Consider the following 18415-nt stretch of genomic DNA (forward strand, 5'->3'; position numbering starts at 1 on the left):
CGTTACGAGGACATGGGCGGGGAGCTGTACTGCGACACCTGCGGCCTGAAGCCGGAGGCCGCCACCGGTGCGGCGCAGCAGGGAAGTTCACCCGCGAGCACGAGCTGCCAGCGCCCTGGCTGCGGCGGCTCCTACGAGGACATGGGCGGCGGCGAGCTGTACTGCGACACGTGCGGGCTCGCCCCGGTCGTCTCGCCGAACGGGATGGTGTCGTCACCGCCGACCGGCATGGCGGCCGGCGGCTCACGCGGCGGGCGCGGCTCGCAGAGTTCGCGCTCCAGCTCCCGGGCCTCGTCCCGGTCGGCGCGGACGTCGGCGCGTTCCTCGCAGTCGCGCCGGTCGGTGTCGGGGCGGCTGTCCCGTTCGCTGTCCGGGACGTCGACGTCCCGCTCGGTGTCGGTGCGCAGCTCGGGCAAGAGCGCGAGCAGTTCGGGGCGGGCCCGGCTCGGCGCAGGCCTCGTCCGGGTGCCCGACGTGCCGCGGCCCGATCCGCGCGCGATGGTGCAGGAGAACCCGGAGGTCCCCGAGCGGAAGCGATTCTGCTCGCGCTCGGACTGCGGGGCGCCCGTGGGCCGTTCGCGCGGTGAGCGAGCGGGCCGCACCGAGGGTTTCTGCACCAAGTGCGGGCACCCGTACTCCTTCGTGCCGAAGCTGAGCACGGGCGACATCGTGCACGGCCAGTACGAGGTCGCGGGCTGCCTCGCGCACGGCGGTCTCGGCTGGGTCTATCTCGCCGTCGACCGCGCGGTGTCCGACCGCTGGGTGGTCCTCAAGGGCCTGCTCGACACGGGCGACCAGGACGCGATGGCGGCGGCGATCTCGGAGCGCCGCTTCCTCGCGGAGATCGAGCACAGCAACATCGTGCGCATCTACAACTTCGTCGAGCACCTCGACCAGCGCACCGGCTCCATGGACGGCTACATCGTCATGGAGTACGTGGGCGGCAAGTCCCTCAAGGAGATCGCCAACGAGCGGCGCACCCCCGAGGGCCGGCGGGACCCGCTGCCGGTGGAGCAGGCGTGCGCGTACGGCATCGAGGCCCTTGAGGCCCTGGGCCATCTGCACAGCCGCAACCTGCTGTACTGCGACTTCAAGGTGGACAACGCGATCCAGACCGAGGACCAGCTCAAGCTCATCGACATGGGCGCGGTCCGCAGGATGGACGACGACGAGTCCGCGATCTACGGCACGGTCGGCTTCCAGGCGCCCGAGGTCGCCGAGGTCGGCCCGTCCGTCGCCTCCGACCTGTACACGGTCGCCCGTACCCTCGCCCTGCTCACCTTCGACTTCCAGGGCTATACGAACGTGTTCGTGGACTCCCTGCCCGACCCCGACAACATCGAGGTCTTCCGGCGCTACGAGTCCTTCTACCGGCTCCTGGTGCGTGCCACCGACCCCGACCCGGCCCGCAGATTCGCCTCGGCGCAGGAGATGGCCGAGCAGCTGACGGGCGTCCTGCGCGAGGTCGTCGCCCTGCAGACGAACCGGCCGAGGCCCGCCCTGTCCACGCTCTTCGGGCCCGAGGTGAAGGTCACCGACACGGAGTTGTTCGGCCGCCTCGACGGTGACGTGTCGCGGTTCGGGGTGCGGCAGATCCCCGTACGGGCCCGGTCGCGGAAGCAGGCCGCGCTGCCCGGCGTCCCGGCGCAGCCCACGCATCCCGTACAGCCCGCGCTGCCTCCGTCGCCGACGTCGCTCGTCAAGCCGCTGCCCACGGTGGCCACCTCGCTCGCGCTGCCGGTGCCCCGGGTCGACCCGGGCGACCCGAACGCCGGGTTCCTCGCGGGCCTGATGGCGTCGGCCCCGGGCGAGCTGATCGCGGCGCTGCACGCGGCGCCGGCCGGCTCGCCGGAGCTGCGCCTGCGCGAGCTGCGGGCCCGCCTGGAGATGGGCGAGCTCGACTCCGCGGCCCGCGGCCTCGCGGCGCTGGAGGCCGACCACCCGGACGACTGGCGGGTGGTCTGGTACCGGGGCGTGGCCGCGCTCGCCATCGGCGACCACGCGAACGCGGCGCTGTCGTTCGACGCGATCTACGACGCGTTCCCCGGCGAGCCCGCGCCCAAGCTGGCGCTCGGCGTCTGCGCGGAGATCCTGGGCCAGTTGGACAACGCGGCGGAGTACTACCGCCTGGTGTGGGCGACCGACCCGAGCTATGTCAGCGCGGCGTTCGGCCTGGCCCGCGTCCAGCTGGCCGCGGGTGACCGGGGCGGCGCGGTGCGCACCCTGGAATCGGTGCCGGAGTCCTCCATCCACTACACGGCGGCCCGCGTCGCCGCGGTCCGGGCCCGGCTGCGCGGCCGCATGGCGGAGTCCGTCAACGGCGTACCGCTGCTCGACGACCTGACCGCCGCGGCGGGACAGGTCGAGGCGCTCGACGCGTTCGGCCTCGACGCGGTGCGCCGTGAGCAGTTGTCCACCGAGGTCCTCGGTACGGCGCTTGACTGGGTACTCTCCGGTAGGCAGGGTTCCGGTCAGCCGGCAGGCCCCGTACGCACGGTGGTGCTCGGCAACGATCTGGACGAGCGCGGCCTGCGACTGGGCCTGGAGCGTTCGTACCGGACACTGGCCAGGCTCGCTCAGCGGGGCGAGGAGAGGATCGAGCTGGTGGAGCGGGCCAACCGCTACCGCCCCCGGACGTGGGTGTGAGTTGATGTCGCAGACGCACCAGCAGGCTGCTATGTCGGTATGTCCCAGCTGCGAGGAGCCGCTCGAGCAGAGCGACCGCTTCTGCGGGGCGTGCGGATACGACCTGTCGACCGTGCCGTCGGCGTCGGGACCGGACGACCGTCCGACGCTGACGATGACGCCCGCGCCGGACGGGGAGGCGGACCCGTCCGTCGAGTGGCCCGCCGCTCCCGAGCTGGACAGTTCGGACACCCCGGCGCCGGTCCACCTGCCGACCGACCTGGAGGGCACCGACTCCGGCGGCAGCGAACTGCCCGCGTCCGCCGTGCGGTTGGACGGCGTGCCCGACGCGGGACCGGCCGGCCCACCCGACGGCGACTTCCCGGTCGCCGCCCCCGACCCGCGCACCGCGACCCCCGAGCAGATCGAGGCCGCCACCCCGCCCGCGGGCACCAAGCTGTGCGTGGCGTGCCGCGCCGGCCAGGTGGACCCGGACGGGTACTGCGAGAACTGCGGGCACGCCCAACCGCGCGAACGCGACCACATGGAGCAGGAGTTGGGCGCGGTCGCCGCGGTCAGCGACCGTGGCCTGCGCCACCACCGCAACGAGGACGCGTTCGCGATCTCCTCGGCGGCGCTGCCCGACGGCTCCCCCGCCGTCGTCGCCGTGGTCTGCGACGGCGTGTCCTCCGCGACCCGGCCCGACGACGCGTCGCTCGCCGCGACCCGCGCCGCGAACGAGGCGCTGCACGAAGCCCTGCCGCGCGGCACCCACCCGCAGCAGGCCATGCACGAGGCGATCGTCGCGGCCGCCGAGGCGGTCAACGCCCTCGCGCAGGAGCCTGCGACGGCCCGCGAGCACCAGCCGCACCAGAACGCGCCGGCGTGCACCTTCGTCGGCTCCGTCGTCACCAAGGAACTGCTCGTCGTCGGCTGGGTCGGCGACTCCCGCGCCTACTGGGTGCCCGACGACCGTGCCGCCCCCTCCGCCCGGCTCACCGAGGACGACTCGTGGGCCGCGCAGATGGTGGCCGCGGGACTGATGAACGAGGCGGAGGCGTACGCCGACGAGCGGGCCCACGCCATCACGGGCTGGCTCGGCGCGGACGCGTACGAACTGGATCCGCACACCGCTTCCTTCAAGCCGGACCGCCCCGGTGTCGTGGTGGTGTGCACCGACGGCCTGTGGAACTACGCGGAGGCGGTCGAGCAGATGGCCCGGGTCGTGCCGGCCGACGCGGCCGAGCGTCCGCTGCACGCCGCCCAGGTCCTGGTCGGTCACGCGCTCGACGGCGGGGGCCACGACAACGTAACAGTGGCGGTCCTGCCGTTCCCGGGGGCTCGGCAGGGGGCAGGATCGGCCTAGGCCGTCACTTATTCAACGTGCCTTGTCCAGGGGGGACTTGTCAGCATGGCCAATTTCTCGAAGTCGAATGTGCCGCAGTTCTCCGTCGAGGTGTACCAGAACGAGTACCTGCCGGAGGGCGGCCGCGAGGTCAACGCGATCGTCACCGTCACGTCCACGGGCGGGGGGACGGTGGGCAACGCCGTGGGGGCGCCGCACCTCTACAACGTGGGTGGCGGCACGGACGCGGCCGTCGCGCTGATGGTCGACTGCTCCGGCTCGATGGACTATCCGCCGACCAAGATGCGCGGCGCCCGGGACGCGTCGGCCGCCGCGATCGACACCCTGCGCGACGGGGTGCACTTCGCGGTGATCGCGGGCACCCACATCGCCAAGGAGGTCTACCCGGGCGGCGGGCGCCTCGCGGTCGCCGACGCCACCACCCGCGGCCAGGCCAAGCAGGCGCTGCGCAAGCTGTCCGCGGGCGGCGGCACGGCGATCGGTACCTGGCTGCGGCTGGCCGACCGCCTCCTGCACTCCGCGGACGTTCCGATCCGGCACGGCATCCTGCTCACCGACGGGCGCAACGAGCACGAGTCGCCGGAGGACCTCCGGGCGACGCTGGACGCCAGTGCCGGCCGCTTCACCTGCGACGCCCGCGGTGTCGGCACCGACTGGGAGGTGAAGGAGGTCACAGGGATCGCCTCCGCGCTGCTCGGCACCGCCGACATCGTCGCCGACCCGGCCCACCTGGCCGACGACTTCACGCAGATGATGGAGACGGCCATGGGCAAGGAGGTCGCGGACGTCGCGCTGCGGCTGTGGACCCCGCTCGGCTCCGAGATCAAGTTCGTGAAGCAAGTGGCGCCCACCGTGGAGGAGTTGACCAACCGCCGCACCGAGGCGGGCCCGCGCGCCGGCGACTACCCGACCGGCTCCTGGGGCGACGAGTCCCGCGACTACCACGTCTGCGTCCAGGTTCCCCAGGCCGACCTCGGCCAGGAGATGCTGGCCGCCCGCGTCTCCCTGGTCATCCCGCAGCCGGACGGCTCGGCGCAGGCCCTCTCGCAGGGGCTGGTCCGCGCGGTCTGGACGGACGACATGGCGGCTTCTACGTCCATCAACCCGCAGGTCGCCCACTACACGGGCCAGGCCGAACTGGCGCAGGTCATTCAGCAGGGTCTGGACGCCCGTAAAGCGGGCGATGTCGACGGGGCGACGTCGAAACTCGGCCGCGCGGTGCAGCTCGCGGCCCTCTCCGGAAACGCCGATACGGCGAAACTGCTTTCGAAGGTGGTGGACGTGGTCGACGCCGCGGAAGGTACTGTTCGATTGAAGGCGAAGGTCGCGGAGGCCGACGAGATGACTCTCGAAACCCGGTCCACCAAGACGGTTCGCGTCAAGAAGTAGCGAAGAAACAGCAGCTCAGCCTGGTGACTGGCTGCCGACTGACCGACGTACGAGTACGCACGAGTACGTTCGAAGGAGAGGGGGAAGCGCCGACATGCCGACCTGCCCGAACGGACACCAGTCGGGTTCCGACGACTGGTGCGAGGTCTGCGGTCACCGCATGGCCGGTGCCGTGCCCCCGCCCCCTCCGCCGCCTCCGGCCCCCGGTTACGGCTACCCCCAGCAGCAGCCGCCCGCGCCGCAGGGCGGGGGTGGAGCGCCCGAGCTGTGCCCGCAGTGCCGGACGCCGCGTGAGGGCGGCGCCCCGTTCTGCGAGGAGTGCCGCTGGAACTTCCTCACGAACACGGCTACGTCGTACACGCCCGCGGCCCCGAACCCGCCGCTGCCGACGACCGGCGGTCCTGGTGGTCCTGGTCCTGGTGGCCCCGGCGGTCCTCAGGGGCCCAACCCGGCGCTGCGTTTCCAGCAGCCGCCGCCCGGACCCGGCGGTCCTGGTGGCCCTGGTGGCCCTGGTCCGGGTGGTCCCGGCCCCGGCGGCCCCGGCCCCGGTCAGGAGCCGTACGAGTATCAGGGCTCGCGCCCCTCGCAGGTGAACCGTCCCGCCGAGCCGATCCCGCCGAGCCCGTTCGGCAGTGAGCCCTCGGGCCCGGCCCCGTTCCCGTCGGGTCCCAACAACACCGGCGCCGGGGCCCCGCAGGCGTACCAGCAGCCGCCGCAGCAGCAGGGTCCGCCCCCGGCCGCTCCGGTGCACCCGGGTCCGATGACGCCGGGCCCGATGCAGCCGCCGCCTCCGTCCTTCGGCGGGAACCCGAACGGCGACGACTGGACGATCTCCCCGCCGTCGTCGCCCTCGACCGCCCCCGACGGCGCCCCGCAGCAGGGTTACCAGCAGCAGCCCCCGCCCGCCGGCTACGGGTATCCCCCGCAGCAGCCGCAGCAGCAGGGCCCGGTGACCTGGTCGGCGACGATCGGCCCGGACCGCGACTACTTCATGGCGATGATGCAGCGCAGCGGCCCCGAGGCATCGGGCCTGAACCTGCCCGCGTACTCGCCGGAGCAGCAGCGCCAGCTGGTCGGCAACCAGATCACGATCGGCCGCCGCCGCCACTCCACCGGTGACACTCCGGACATCGATCTGTCGGTGCCGCCGGAGGACCCCGGGGTCTCGCACCAGCACGCGGTCCTGGTCCAGCAGCCGGACGGCACGTGGGCGGTCGTCGACCAGAACTCGACGAACGGCACGACGGTCAACGGCGGCGAGGAGCCCATCCAGCCCTTCGTCCCGGTCCCGCTCCAGGACGGCGACCGGGTCCACGTGGGCGCGTGGACCACCATCACCATCCACCGAGGCTGACCCGCGTCTCCCCGCGCCCATGAGGGGCGCGGGGAGAGACGCGCTCGCGGCGTCGTGGCTTGTCGCGCAGTTCCCCGCGCCCCTAGGTCGTGTCCGATTCAACCCCCCGGCGCAGATCCCCCCGGCAGAGCCCACGCATAGGGCCCCCGAGGATCATCCAGCCACGCCCACTCCCGCCCGCCACCCATCGTCACCCCGAACCGCTCCCGCCCCGGCCGCCCCTCCCGCTCCCACAACGCGAGCGTCTCCCGAGGATCGAGCCGCCCAGCGGTGAGCGTCAGCAGGAACCGGAACGACTCGTCCTGCGCGACCTTCCGCGGCAGCCCACCCACCGCCGCCCCGATCCCGGCCCCCCGCTCCTGCCCCCGCAGCGCGACGAAGTACGCCGGTGTCCGCAGAAACCGCCCCTCCGCGCACCCCGCGTCCCCCACCTCCAGCACCAGCAGCCCGGTGGCGACCGGCGCCAGGATCCGCGCCCCGGGCCGGCACTGCGCCGGCCACTCCCCCGGTACCGACCGCACCGCGCACGTGGCCACGATCCGGTCGTACGGCGCCCGCTCGGCACACCCCCGCGTCCCGTCCCCGGTGACGACGGCGGGCCGGTACCCCGCGGCCGCGAGATGCGCCCGCGCCGACTCGGTGATCTCGGGGTCCAGATCCACGGTCGTCACGCACGCGTCCCCCAGCCGGTGCGCCAGCAGGGCGGCGTTGTACCCGGTCCCGGCGCCGATCTCGAGCACCCTGTCCCCGTCCCGTACCTCCAGCTCGACCAGCATCCTGGCCATCAGCGACGGCTGGCTGCTGGACGAGACGAGCTCCCCGTCCCGCAACCGGGTGGCCAGCGGCTGATCCGTGTACACCCCGCGCAGCCACCGTTCGCGCCGCTCGGGATCCGGGTCCTCGCCCCACAGCCGCTCGTATCCGCCGGGGACACCCTTGAAGTAGTACGGCACGAAGAGGTGCCGCGGCACCTGCTCGAACACCTCCCGCCAGTGCGGTTCCGCGTCCCAGGCCCCGCTCTCCGCCACCTCCCGCACGAGCCCGGCCCGCGCCCGCACGGCAAGCTCGTCGAGTCCCCGCTGTGCACCCATATGTCCACTGTGCTGCGCGGATCCCGAAACAGCGAGGTCCTAGGCCCCAAGTCCTGGACCGGTCCGTCTGAGACCATGGAGGGGTGACTGAGACCCCGCGCGACACACTCCAGGAGCAGACCTTCTACGAGCAGGTGGGTGGCGAGGAGACCTTCCGCCGTCTCGTGCACCGCTTCTACGAGGGCGTCGCCCAGGACCCGCTGCTCCGCCCCATGTACCCGGAGGAGGACCTGGGCCCGGCCGAGGAGCGGCTCGCCCTGTTCCTGATGCAGTACTGGGGCGGCCCGCGCACGTACAGCGACGGCCGCGGCCACCCGCGGCTGCGCATGCGGCACGCCCCGTTCCAGGTGGACCGGGCGGCGCACGACGCGTGGCTGAAGCACATGCGGGACGCGGTCGACGAGCTCGGCCTCTCCGAGGAGCACGAGCGGACGCTGTGGAACTACCTGACGTACGCGGCGGCGTCGATGGTCAACACGGCGGGCTGAAGCGGGAGGTCCCCGGGCCGCGTGCCGCTCAGGCCGGCGTGACGGCCAGCCCGCCGAGCCCGGAGGTGGCGGCCGCCGCACGCCGTACGGCCACCGACCCGTAGGCCGTCCGCAGCCGCACCCACGTCCCGGCGGCCAGCAGGTCCGCCGAAGGGCCCCGCAGGAACCCGAGCGAGACCGCGGCATGGGCGACCCGCACCGGCACCCCGCTCGTCCCGATCTCCCGGGACCAGATCTCACGGCCGACGCGGTCGAGCTCGGCCCGGGTGCGCGCCTCGGGCGCCAACTCCTCGACCCGGGCCCGGAATTCACTCACGGCGGCCTTCACGAGCCCGTGCAGCGCCTCGGCGCCGGGGAAGCCCTCCACGCGCTCCCAGCCGCCGCGGGGCGGCAGCACACCGGCCCACGGCGGCCCGGTGACGGCGGCCGGGACGACGGCGCTCGAAGCCCCCTCGTCCACGGCGTCGAGCAGCTCACCGGCGGACACGGTCACGTCCAGCGAGTCGTCGATCCCGTTCTCGTACGGCTTCAGGAGCCGCACCGCGCGCACGGCCAGCACCTCGAACGAAGGCGGCCGCCCGAACACCGCGAGCGCCTGCCCACCGGCCTGCGCCTGCAGCCGTACGGCGGCCGCCTTGTCGTAGTGCAGCAGCCGGCCCAGGAAGGCGGCGAGGTCCGCCGCCTCCCCGGCATCGGCGAAATACAGCACGGGCACGCTGCTCATGCGGCGAGCGCCCCCGCACCGCCGTCACCGGCGGCGTCGTCCCGGTACTCCTCGAGGAACTCCTTCTCCTCGGCGGTGATCCGCCGGGGCCGCTGCGCCTCGAAGTCGAAGGGCACGATCACGGTCGAGGCCTTCACGTACACCTCGTCCGCGTCCTTCACCTCGTAGGCGAGCGTGAACGACGCGGCCCGTATCTGGGTCACCCACAGTTCGATGCGGACCGGCGCGTGCCGGTGCACCAACTGCCGCTTGTAGTCGATCTCATGGCGCGCCACGACAGACCCCTGCTGGAAGTCCTTGTCCGGGCGGAACAGGAAATCGATGCGCGCCTCTTCGAGGTACCGAAGAAAGACCACGTTGTTGACGTGGCCGTACGCGTCCATGTCCGCCCAGCGCAGGGGGCAGGCGTATACGTGGCGAGCCATCAGCCGCGCGTCAGCTTCTTGTAGGTGGCCCGGTGCGGACGCGCCGCGTCGGCACCGAGGCGCTCGATCTTGTTCTTCTCGTACGACTCGAAGTTGCCCTCGAACCAGAACCACTTGGAGTCACCCTCGTACGCGAGGATGTGCGTGGCCACTCGGTCCAGGAACCACCGGTCGTGGGAGACGACCACGGCGCAGCCGGGGAACTCGAGGAGCGCGTTCTCCAGCGAGCTCAGCGTCTCGACGTCGAGGTCGTTCGTCGGTTCGTCGAGGAGCAGCAGGTTGCCGCCCTGCTTGAGGGTGAGCGCGAGGTTGAGGCGGTTGCGCTCACCACCGGAGAGCACACCGGCCGGCTTCTGCTGGTCCGGGCCCTTGAAGCCGAACGCGGATACATACGCCCGCGACGGCATCTCGACCTGCCCGACGTTGATGTAGTCGAGCTCGTCGCTCACCACGGCCCAAAGGGTCTTCTTCGGGTCGATGTTGGAGCGGTTCTGGTCGACGTACGAGATCTTGACGGTCTCGCCGACCTTGATCTCACCGGAGTCCGGCGTCTCGAGACCCTGGATCATCTTGAACAGCGTGGTCTTACCGGCGCCGTTGGGGCCGATGACACCGACGATGCCGTTACGCGGCAGCGTGAAGCTGAGGTCGTCGATCAGAACCTTCTCACCGAAGGCCTTGCTGAGGTTGTTGACCTCGACGACGATGCTGCCCAGACGCGGGCCCGGCGGAATCTGGATCTCCTCGAAGTCCAGCTTCCGCATCTTCTCGGCCTCGGCCGCCATCTCCTCGTAGCGCGCGAGACGCGACTTGGACTTGGTCTGCCGCCCCTTGGCGTTCGACCGCACCCACTCCAGCTCTTCCTTGAGCCGCTTCTGCCGCTTCTCGTCCTTCTTGCCCTCGACCTTGAGGCGCTCGGACTTCTTCTCCAGGTACGTGGAGTAGTTGCCCTCGTAAGGAATGGCGCGGCCGCGGTCGAGCTCGAGGATCCACTCGGCGACGTTGTCGAGGAAGTAACGGTCGTGGGTAATGGCCACGACGGTGCCCTTGTACTGGGCCAGGTGCTGCTCCAGCCAGTTCACGGACTCGGCGTCGAGGTGGTTGGTGGGCTCGTCGAGGAGCAGCAGGTCGGGCGCCTCGATGAGCAGCTTGCAGAGCGCCACGCGACGCTTCTCACCACCGGAGAGGTTCGTGACGGGCCAGTCGCCGGGCGGGCACCCGAGAGCGTCCATGGCCTGCTCCAGCTGACCGTCGAGGTCCCACGCGTTCGCGTGGTCGAGGTCCTCCTGGAGCTTGCCCATCTCCTCCATGAGCTCATCGCTGTAGTCGGTGGCCATGAGCTCGGCCACCTCGTTGAAGCGCTTGAGCTTGCCCATGATCTCGGCGGCGCCGTCCTGCACGTTCTCCAGAACGGTCTTCGACTCGTCGAGCACCGGCTCCTGCATGAGGATGCCGACGCTGTATCCGGGCGACAGGAAGGCGTCACCGTTCGACGGCTGCTCGAGCCCCGCCATGATCTTCAGGACGGTCGACTTACCGGCACCGTTCGGACCGACGACACCGATCTTCGCCCCCGGATACATGCTCAGGGTGACGTCGTCGAGGATCACCTTGTCGCCGTGCGCCTTGCGCGCCTTGCGCATGGTGTAGATGAACTCAGCCAAGAGAAACCGTCCGGCAGTCGAAGTGTGGTCGCGTAAGGGGCCCGCATGCGCGGCTCCACCGCGCGAGGGCAGATACACCCCATCTTGCCGCATGGCCAGTGCTGGGCGAAAACGTGTATCGGTGGGTGGGCCTGAGCTGGGGGTTTGGACTAGACGACGGTATCGGGGCTGTCACTGTCGGTCGCCAGTTGTCGCCTCTGGCCGACCTCGCACGGCCCAGAGACGGCCCAGGAACGATCACTCTGAACACCAGTCATCGAGCTTGATCTTCACTTGGCAGTTGTGATCCGCATGCCAGATGACCCGTCCGGCGACAGCAGCTCCCAGGGCGGGCAACTCCATGCCGTGCGGCATGGCCAAGATCTCGGCCAGTCCGATGCCGCTGGGCACACCGTCGATCCGGATGAAGACTCCGAACGGCTGGCGCCCGACGACTCGACCGGCGACCCGGCTCCCGATGGGCAGCGCGGCCACCGTCGCCTCCCAGGCCCGGCGAACCTCTTCCGAGGAAGGAAGGTCGGGCCCGGATGGCCAACTGAACTCAGACATGAGCCCGATTATTGGGCCTGAGCAGCACCGCGTCCGCGGCTCCCGGCTACCGCCCGATGGGGATCTCGTAGACGATCTCGCACAGGGCTGCGGGCACGACGATGTCGGCGGTCTCCACGGGTCGCCCTTGATCGCTGTAGTAGGTCCGCCGGATGTGCGTCACGAGGGCGGACTTCTGAATCCCGAGGAGCGAGGCCTCCTCGGCACTCGCCTGACGCGGCTCGGGCTGCTCGACGGCATGGCTGACGGTGACGCCGATCGCCGCCATCCGGTTCACAACTCCCGCTCCGGCATGGGGCCCACCTTCGGGGAGCACGACGAGCGTCCCGGCGGTGAGGTCGTACGGCTCCCAGCTCGTCGACAACTGCACGGGCCGGCCGTCGGCGAGGAACTCGTACACGGTGCGGACGCAGAGGTCGCCTTCGGAGATGCCGAGCCGCCCCGCGATCTCAACGGGCGCCGGCACCTTGGCCTCGGTACGGCTCTCCCAATCCCCTTGCCTGCCCACGGCCTTCATGTCCGCGCGGAACGGTGACCCGCTGGGCTGCTCACGTGCGGACGACCGGACCACGCGCACGCGTTGACGGTGTGCGGCGACATAGGTCCCGGATCCGGCACGACCTTCCAGAACCCCCTGGGAGATCAACAGTTCCTGGGCCCGCCGGATGACGTTCTCACCGACGCCGCACTCTTCGGCGATCTGGGCGCGAGACGGAAGCCGGTCCCCCGGCACCCATTCCTCATCCGCGATCCGACGTCGGAGCACGTCAGCGATGCGGAGGTACGGCGGCTGCTCAGGCATATGGAAAATCTAGTCCACTAGCTCTAATCTAGTTAACTAGCTTGACTGAGAGTGATGACCAAGTGACGGGGGCGGAGCTGTGTCTGCTGCTTCGGGTGCGGGCGCCGAAGACATCGCCGCTCGACTGACCGCGCTCGGCCTCACTCCTCGCGTGACACAGCACGCCCGTCACCTGGTGATCGAGGCGGAGGTACCGGATTCGCTCCCCGCCGAGCGGTGGCGGGAGGCCCTCAAGGCAGTGGCAGAGGCCGACCGGTTCGGACTCCTCGCCAACAGCCTCAACGGCCGCACGTTATGGGCCGCCCTCCATACAGAGACCCCCGAGACGGGCGACGTCCGGGCGTCCGGCAATCAGCAATAGGAGCTGATCAGCGTGTTCAACCGTAGTTGCAGTACCGCCCGCTACGTGGGTGCACGACGCAATTCGCCCGCGAAGCTCCTGCGGAACGGGGCCTTCTGATGTCACTGGGCAAGCCCCCTGGCGTTTCCCATGCGACCCCCGTGCCCTACAAGTCGAGCGCGTGCTCGGTCGGTCGGCACGGCACTTGTGCGCAGTCCTCGCCCACCCCTTCCGCGATCGACGCCCCTGTCATCTATGAGACGTGCGGCTGCGGTTGCCATGCAGTGGCCTCCGGGGGCAATACACCGGAGGTGCCCCAGTGAGGAGGTGGGCGCCGAGTGGAACGGTGGCTGTTCAGGTCGAGATCACCGTCACCAACATCCGCCGCCAGGACGTCATCAACGTCGGCGGAAGCCCTCACCGAGTAGTTGACCTCATCCAACTTCCCGGAGGAGCCAAGCAAGTCCGGTTCGAGACGGGCGAACTCCTGACCATGGGCTCACGGACTCGCCTGATCGCTCTCCGAATGCTGAGAGGGCGGTGACTGACCCATGCCTTCCCGTCGCCAAACCATCGCCGACGACATCCGAACCCAGATCGCGGCCGGCCAACTCAAAGCAGGCGAACGCCTCCCGTCCGAAACCATCCTCGCTTCCCAATACGGGGTGAGTACATCGACGCTGAGGAGCGCTCTGGCACTCCTCCAAAGCGAAGGGCTCGTCGAGAAGACCCACGGCAAGGGGAATTTTGTCGCTCGCGCGTCTCAACGTCACACGTACGCCGGTGGGATCCGAATGCCATTTGAGGCCAGCCAAGTTGGCCCGACACTCCGGGTCACCGTGCGCACCACCCGGCTCCCGGCGCAAGGGCGCCTGATCCCCCTGATGCAGGTGCCGGCCAACACGCAACTCACTCAGTTCCTGTGCATCCACAACGAGGGGAACTCCCCACACAGCCTCGCCCGGATCTACGTGCCGTGCGACCTGCCACCGAACGGCCCGCCCTGCGAGTCACCTTCGTGTCGGGCCTCGGGAACGCAGCCAGCGGGGCCCTGCCCACCGCTGGCAGAAATCCGAGAACGCCTCACAGCCCGCCTACCGACGCACGATGAAGCGGAGGTGCTTCGAATCAGCTCAACACTCGCGGTGCTCGACATCACCCGCGTAGCAATCGACAGCACCGGGCGCGTAGTCGAGGCAGCGCTCCTGGTCCTTCCCAGCCACCGCACAGACGCATACTTCGTCACTCGCGCCGTGCCAGCAGAGAGCAGGAGCGAAGGATGACGACACCAAGCGAGCTTCGGCTCCTTCCTTGGTCGGGCCCCGACGGCCAGCCCTGTTACTTGAGCACAGACAACGCCAACAGCTACTTATCCCGCCTGGCCGACAACACCGAATCCATCCACCTGGGGTTGGCTGCCGAAGTCCTGGAACAGGCTGAAGGACTGCTCGCCGAGGAGAAGGTAACGCCGAGCGACTTGCGCCTGGTGACGAGGGACCTTGTGGGGGCACTGAGGACAACTCTCAGAGTTGCCGCAAGCCGCGGCCAGCGGTTGCCCCAGCCAGACCCACCCAGCCAGCAACGCGGCGACGAGGGACCGCGGCTATCGGCGTCGGCATTCGGATAACCAGCCAAAGCGCGGACGACTGAGGGCTCCGGGGACCAAACGGGGCCCTCCGTCGCTGCTGGCGCACTCTGGAATGAGAGTGCGCGCAAGACCACATGGACGCAGGATCCCACCGGCAGGGCTCAAACCTGCGAGTACACGATAGGAAGACACCGGCGCGTCTCGCAAGAACTCAGCCCCCGGCCTGCCGACTTCCGCACACGCTTCTGGCTGGGCGAGCCTGCTTTGACAGACATTCGACACGGCCCTGCCGCTACCGGTCGCGCCCTCGATCCGTGAGTTGGTAGCACCCCGCCAGCACTCCCTCCACAGCGGCCTACTGGGCCAGTGATGCCTCGCCCTCTGCGCGCTTGGGCAACGGGACCGCCGCTGGCCATCCCCTTCTGCGGGTGGGGTGACCTCATGAACCGGCTTCCAGAGCCGCCCTGGCGAACGCCTCGAACCGTTCCAAAGTTTGAATTCTAGGGCTCCTCGATGCCACGGCCTCCAAGAATGCCGGGCCACGCTTGAAGTCGCTGGATGTGCTGACAAAGTCTCCGAGCACCCGTTTGCCTCTTACCAGCGCCCAAAGGTTGGGCAGTGCCTTATTCCACTCCGCTTCTGCTTGAGTGATAGCACTCTCGATATCTGACGCCGATAGTTTGGGTGTCAGATCTGCAGCTTGCCGAAGTCTGTCTATGGCAGAATCGCCACGAGGAGTGGGCCAGGCGAAAGAGTCATTCGAACGTAGGATCCGTTGCGCGAGCTCGGCAACAACCTCACCCTTTACCCCGATCGACAACTTTGCAAGCAGGTCTTTGAGCTTATCCAGTGAACGAAATGGCGCCCTCACTAGATAACCATCGATGGCAGCCTGCAAAAAAGCGTCATCGCTGAGTAGTACACCCTCGATGTCGGCGGTCGGCCAAATGAAGCAACGTGATGCAACGCTGCGACTAGGAGGCGGCGCCATAATGTCTGCGTCAACGACCCCAATGATGGGAACATCGTATTCGGCTAGCGATTCGAGTGCCCTAATCACTTGTGCGCGACCGCCGCGCCCGCGAATGTTAGCGCTACCCAGCAATGGAACTAGTTGGGGAAGAATGCCTTCATCAAATTCTCCCTCGGTGGCGACGAGTAGACTCGCTTGAGTGAGCGCGCTCGCCTTAAAGCCTGCTTCTCGATAAAGGTCGATTCTTGCCCCTTCCGATTCCACGATCGCAGGTGGCTTACTGTGGTGCAGGCGGAAAATAGCTTGTGGGGGCATGCTGTCCAAAATTGACGGACTGTGAGTTGCCAGAAGGAGCCTGCCTCCCGTCTGCAGTCCGACCCCGAGCGCCGCGAGGAGCTTCGTACTCAAGGCGGGGTGCAGGTACGCGTCTGGCTCGTCAATCGCGATTACGCTATGCCCCTCACCAGCACGAAAGACTCGGCTAATAATCACCAATGCCTGCCGCTCGCCGCTCGACAGTTCATAAATCGAGTGGGATCCGCCGCCCGGAAGTCCAACTCTCAGGCGGTCGGGGTTTTGGCGAGTCAAGGGCATCAGGAATTTGGGATACAACAGCAGGTCGACTGCACCCCGGAAGGATTGCCACTTGGACACTTCGGCGTCCCCGTCAAAGTTCTCCTCGTTGGGGAGGCTGCCAGCTACGCACAGGGCCTTAGCGTAATTTTCGAACTCTCCGTCGTCCAAGACGCCACTGTGCGCGGTGTTGCGCGCTTCAGATGTCTTCTCTAGCGCGACTTCCTCAGCCAATTGCGCCAGATCGAAAGAAGTGCTGTAATTGGATACCATTCGCCTCTCAGCCGGAAGGAATACGAGGTTGAAGCTGGGGTAGCGTTGAAGGAAATTTTGATTCCTAAAGCAATTCCACAAGGAAGGTACGTCCGGCTGGGTTCTGACGTTAAGCGAACCAACCATCGGCTCAGCCCAGATGTCGTATGTCGCCTCGCGTAGCGAATCGCTAATCGCCCAACCCGGATGAGACTGATGAACGAACTCGATAAGGGCTGCCACTTCCCTCTCGTCGAACTGAATGGTGACGGAAACGGCCCTTCTAGCCGAAGGATCTCTTGGTGCAGGTATCGTGTTAGTCCAAGGAGAAAGCAGACAGGCCAGCATTTTGCTTTTCCCTGTCCCGTTAGCCCCCGCGAGGGCAATCATTTCGCGATCAGGAAGCGCTATTTCACAGTCGTGCAAACCACCGATATTTTCGACCTTAAGTCGCAATATTTTCATTATTAATCCCCTGGCGTTCGCCCTATTTCGCTGGCAGGGCTAGAGATGTAAATTGTATTTGATTTCCGCGGAGCTTGCAGAGTCTGACCGAGCGTGGGCGACGCATGGCAGGGATTGAACAGGGCGTGGCTCTACGCTGGTGGGGTGCCTTGGATGTTTGAGCCCTCTCGGTCGACAGGTAGAGGTTCGACGGGTGGAGGCGATCGCCGCATTAAGGTCGGGATGTTCAAGAATGTCAATCTAATTAGCTTCCCGAAGTTCTTCTCACCCAGCCTGTCATCGTGGCGAAGCTGAAACGCGCCAATCGTTCCAACCCCTAGAAGGGAGCCGACGATAACGATGGGTACAGACCACGGAGGTGCTAGGCGACTAACCACGACCGTGGTTGCTGATATCACCACCAGGGAGACAAGATAGAACGATCCGCTGAGCCACGGGCCGCTTCGTCGGGGTTGCTGCGACGTTTCACGGTGTGCCCGCAGTACATCTTCAACTCGCGAACCGCTGATCTTTCGAACTCTTCCTCGTCTGTCGATTTTGACGTTGCAGCTTCCGGCGCCACAGACACCGCGTCGGTTCCGCTCAAGGGCCCGGTCCTCGCGATGGTGAGTAGCTCCAAGCTCATGCACGTGACAGAAGCGGGGTGACTCGTCGTCATTCGAGCGTCGCCAAGGCATAGGTCCATGGTGCCTAGTCCTTCGACACGGCGGACTGACATCGCAGATATTGCGTTGAGGTCCCTCCCGTTCAAGCCGGAGAACTCTCTCGGCCTTGGTGAACGTCAGGTGCCCCTCGTCCGCTTCTTGCAGCCTGCCAACTCATGGTCGTCTCGGTGAGTACCACCGTGAACATCGCACTCCCGCACATGCCTGCCGCCACTGTTCTCCCCCGCTCCCATCCCGTTCGCCGTCGACCCACACGCCTGTGGAGCGGGCGTGGTTCATGGCGTCCAGGTGGAGCGCGCCACTGTACGAACGACCTGGACGCCATGGGCCGCGTCTGCTCGGCTCTGCCTGGGTCGACGGTGGACGGGATGGGAGCCCACCACGCTCACCACGATGAGCCCGCGGCCGGGAACGGCGCCCCCTCCCACCCGGTGCCGGCCGATCCCCCGCCGGAGGCATCATCTTGTGCCCACGAATAACGTCCCGTCCTTGCCCGCATGCACGCAGCGCGCCGCCGGGCGCGGCCAGCCGGGGCGCAGACAGGAGGCAGGCCGCGCCGCAAAGGCGGCGCGCGCCCGCGCCGTGCGCGGGCCTTGATGAAGTAGGGAAAGTTCTATCGCGCTGGGGTCAGGTGTTTGCCGTCATGGCTCCGCACATGAGGGCCAGCCCCATCCAGGGCGTCCAAGAGCCGGATCGAGTAGACCTCGGCCATGTACTGCGTGACCTCGTCGGGCGTCAGCCACTCAACTGCCGTCGACTCGCTCGACGTTCGCTCGATACCGCCCGCGGGCTTGCAGCGGAACACCAGGGCGACGACGCCGCGGGTCGTGTTCTTGTAGACGCCGGTCAGCTCGTCCACCTCGACGTGGATGCCTGTCTCTTCCCAGACCTCGCGGCGTACGCCAGCCTCTGGGGTCTCTTCGAGTTCGAGCACGCCGCCCGGGAGTTCCCAGTGGCCGTTGTCTGCGCGGCGGATCGCCAGCAGTCGGCCGTCATCGCGGACCACTACTCCGGCTACGGACACGGAGTGCAGGGGCGTTGACTGGCCTTCCTGGGCGCTGTTACTCATGTACAGGAGCATA

The 18415-nt window shown here is 68.3% G+C and carries 15 protein-coding genes; 7 read left to right on the top strand and 8 right to left on the bottom strand.

Features of this window, described 5'->3' with window-relative positions; translation table 11 throughout:
• The first annotated feature begins 141 nt into the window (after positions 1–141).
• The 4 genes from B072_RS0118870 to B072_RS43455 all read left to right on the top strand — a co-directional run bounded on the left by B072_RS0118870 (position 142) and on the right by B072_RS43455 (position 6734).
• On the top strand, positions 142–2646 hold the full coding sequence (locus tag B072_RS0118870) for a serine/threonine-protein kinase (RefSeq protein WP_026246012.1): 2505 nt from the start codon (positions 142–144) through the stop codon (positions 2644–2646).
• A 31-nt stretch (positions 2647–2677) separates the two neighbouring features.
• The gene (locus B072_RS0118875; protein WP_018531527.1) at positions 2678–3991 is read left to right on the top strand and encodes a protein phosphatase 2C domain-containing protein; all 1314 of its coding nucleotides are present in this window, start codon (positions 2678–2680) and stop codon (positions 3989–3991) included.
• Positions 3992–4036: 45 nt separating this feature from the next.
• Positions 4037–5380 carry a vWA domain-containing protein gene (locus B072_RS0118880; protein ID WP_018531528.1) on the top strand — a complete coding sequence of 448 codons (1344 nt, stop codon included), beginning with the start codon at positions 4037–4039 and terminating at the stop codon, positions 5378–5380.
• A gap of 94 nt (positions 5381–5474) precedes the next feature.
• Positions 5475–6734 carry an FHA domain-containing protein gene (locus B072_RS43455; protein ID WP_043244226.1) on the top strand — a complete coding sequence of 420 codons (1260 nt, stop codon included), beginning with the start codon at positions 5475–5477 and terminating at the stop codon, positions 6732–6734.
• A gap of 98 nt (positions 6735–6832) precedes the next feature.
• Here B072_RS43455 and B072_RS0118890 read toward each other — a convergent pair whose 3' ends face one another.
• Positions 6833–7825 (bottom strand): methyltransferase domain-containing protein, encoded by a 993-nt coding sequence (locus B072_RS0118890; RefSeq protein ID WP_018531530.1) that lies wholly within the window; start codon positions 7823–7825, stop codon positions 6833–6835.
• Positions 7826–7908: 83 nt separating this feature from the next.
• Between B072_RS0118890 and B072_RS0118895 the strand changes: the two genes are divergently transcribed.
• Positions 7909–8313 carry a globin gene (locus B072_RS0118895; protein ID WP_018531531.1) on the top strand — a complete coding sequence of 135 codons (405 nt, stop codon included), beginning with the start codon at positions 7909–7911 and terminating at the stop codon, positions 8311–8313.
• A gap of 28 nt (positions 8314–8341) precedes the next feature.
• On the opposite strand, the gene B072_RS0118900 is transcribed toward B072_RS0118895, so the two are convergent.
• The 5 genes from B072_RS0118900 to B072_RS0118920 all read right to left on the bottom strand — a co-directional run bounded on the left by B072_RS0118900 (position 8342) and on the right by B072_RS0118920 (position 12477).
• Positions 8342–9028 (bottom strand): hypothetical protein, encoded by a 687-nt coding sequence (locus B072_RS0118900; RefSeq protein ID WP_018531532.1) that lies wholly within the window; start codon positions 9026–9028, stop codon positions 8342–8344.
• Positions 9029–9033: 5 nt separating this feature from the next.
• Positions 9034–9462: an acyl-CoA thioesterase gene (locus B072_RS0118905; protein WP_043244229.1), complete on the bottom strand. Its 429-nt coding sequence runs from the start codon at positions 9460–9462 to the stop codon at positions 9034–9036.
• Positions 9462–11126: an energy-dependent translational throttle protein EttA gene (gene ettA, locus B072_RS0118910; RefSeq protein WP_018531534.1), complete on the bottom strand. Its 1665-nt coding sequence runs from the start codon at positions 11124–11126 to the stop codon at positions 9462–9464. The genes B072_RS0118905 and ettA overlap by 1 nt, the downstream gene beginning before the upstream one ends.
• Before the next feature lie 237 nt (positions 11127–11363).
• Complete coding sequence (locus tag B072_RS47780; protein WP_199791060.1) at positions 11364–11675, bottom strand: hypothetical protein; 312 nt, start codon at positions 11673–11675, stop codon at positions 11364–11366.
• A 46-nt stretch (positions 11676–11721) separates the two neighbouring features.
• Positions 11722–12477 carry a GntR family transcriptional regulator gene (locus B072_RS0118920; protein WP_018531536.1) on the bottom strand — a complete coding sequence of 252 codons (756 nt, stop codon included), beginning with the start codon at positions 12475–12477 and terminating at the stop codon, positions 11722–11724.
• A gap of 79 nt (positions 12478–12556) precedes the next feature.
• Between B072_RS0118920 and B072_RS0118925 the strand changes: the two genes are divergently transcribed.
• Both B072_RS0118925 and B072_RS45590 read left to right on the top strand, forming a co-directional pair.
• Positions 12557–12838, top strand: coding sequence for a hypothetical protein (locus B072_RS0118925; protein ID WP_026246016.1), 282 nt, complete (start codon positions 12557–12559; stop codon positions 12836–12838).
• Between the two features lie 530 nt (positions 12839–13368).
• The gene (locus tag B072_RS45590) at positions 13369–14100 is read left to right on the top strand and encodes a GntR family transcriptional regulator (RefSeq protein WP_051127221.1); all 732 of its coding nucleotides are present in this window, start codon (positions 13369–13371) and stop codon (positions 14098–14100) included.
• 744 nt (positions 14101–14844) lie between these two features.
• Here the strand turns inward: B072_RS45590 and B072_RS46580 are convergent.
• Positions 14845–16668, bottom strand: coding sequence for an AAA family ATPase (locus B072_RS46580; RefSeq protein ID WP_078506486.1), 1824 nt, complete (start codon positions 16666–16668; stop codon positions 14845–14847).
• A gap of 1278 nt (positions 16669–17946) precedes the next feature.
• The gene (locus B072_RS0118930) at positions 17947–18414 is read right to left on the bottom strand and encodes an NUDIX hydrolase (protein ID WP_018531538.1); all 468 of its coding nucleotides are present in this window, start codon (positions 18412–18414) and stop codon (positions 17947–17949) included.
• Between the last annotated feature and the right edge of the window lies 1 nt (position 18415).

The sequence above is a fragment of the Streptomyces sp. HmicA12 genome, from assembly GCF_000373565.1.
In the GTDB taxonomy this organism is placed as follows: Bacteria; Actinomycetota; Actinomycetes; order Streptomycetales; family Streptomycetaceae; genus Streptomyces.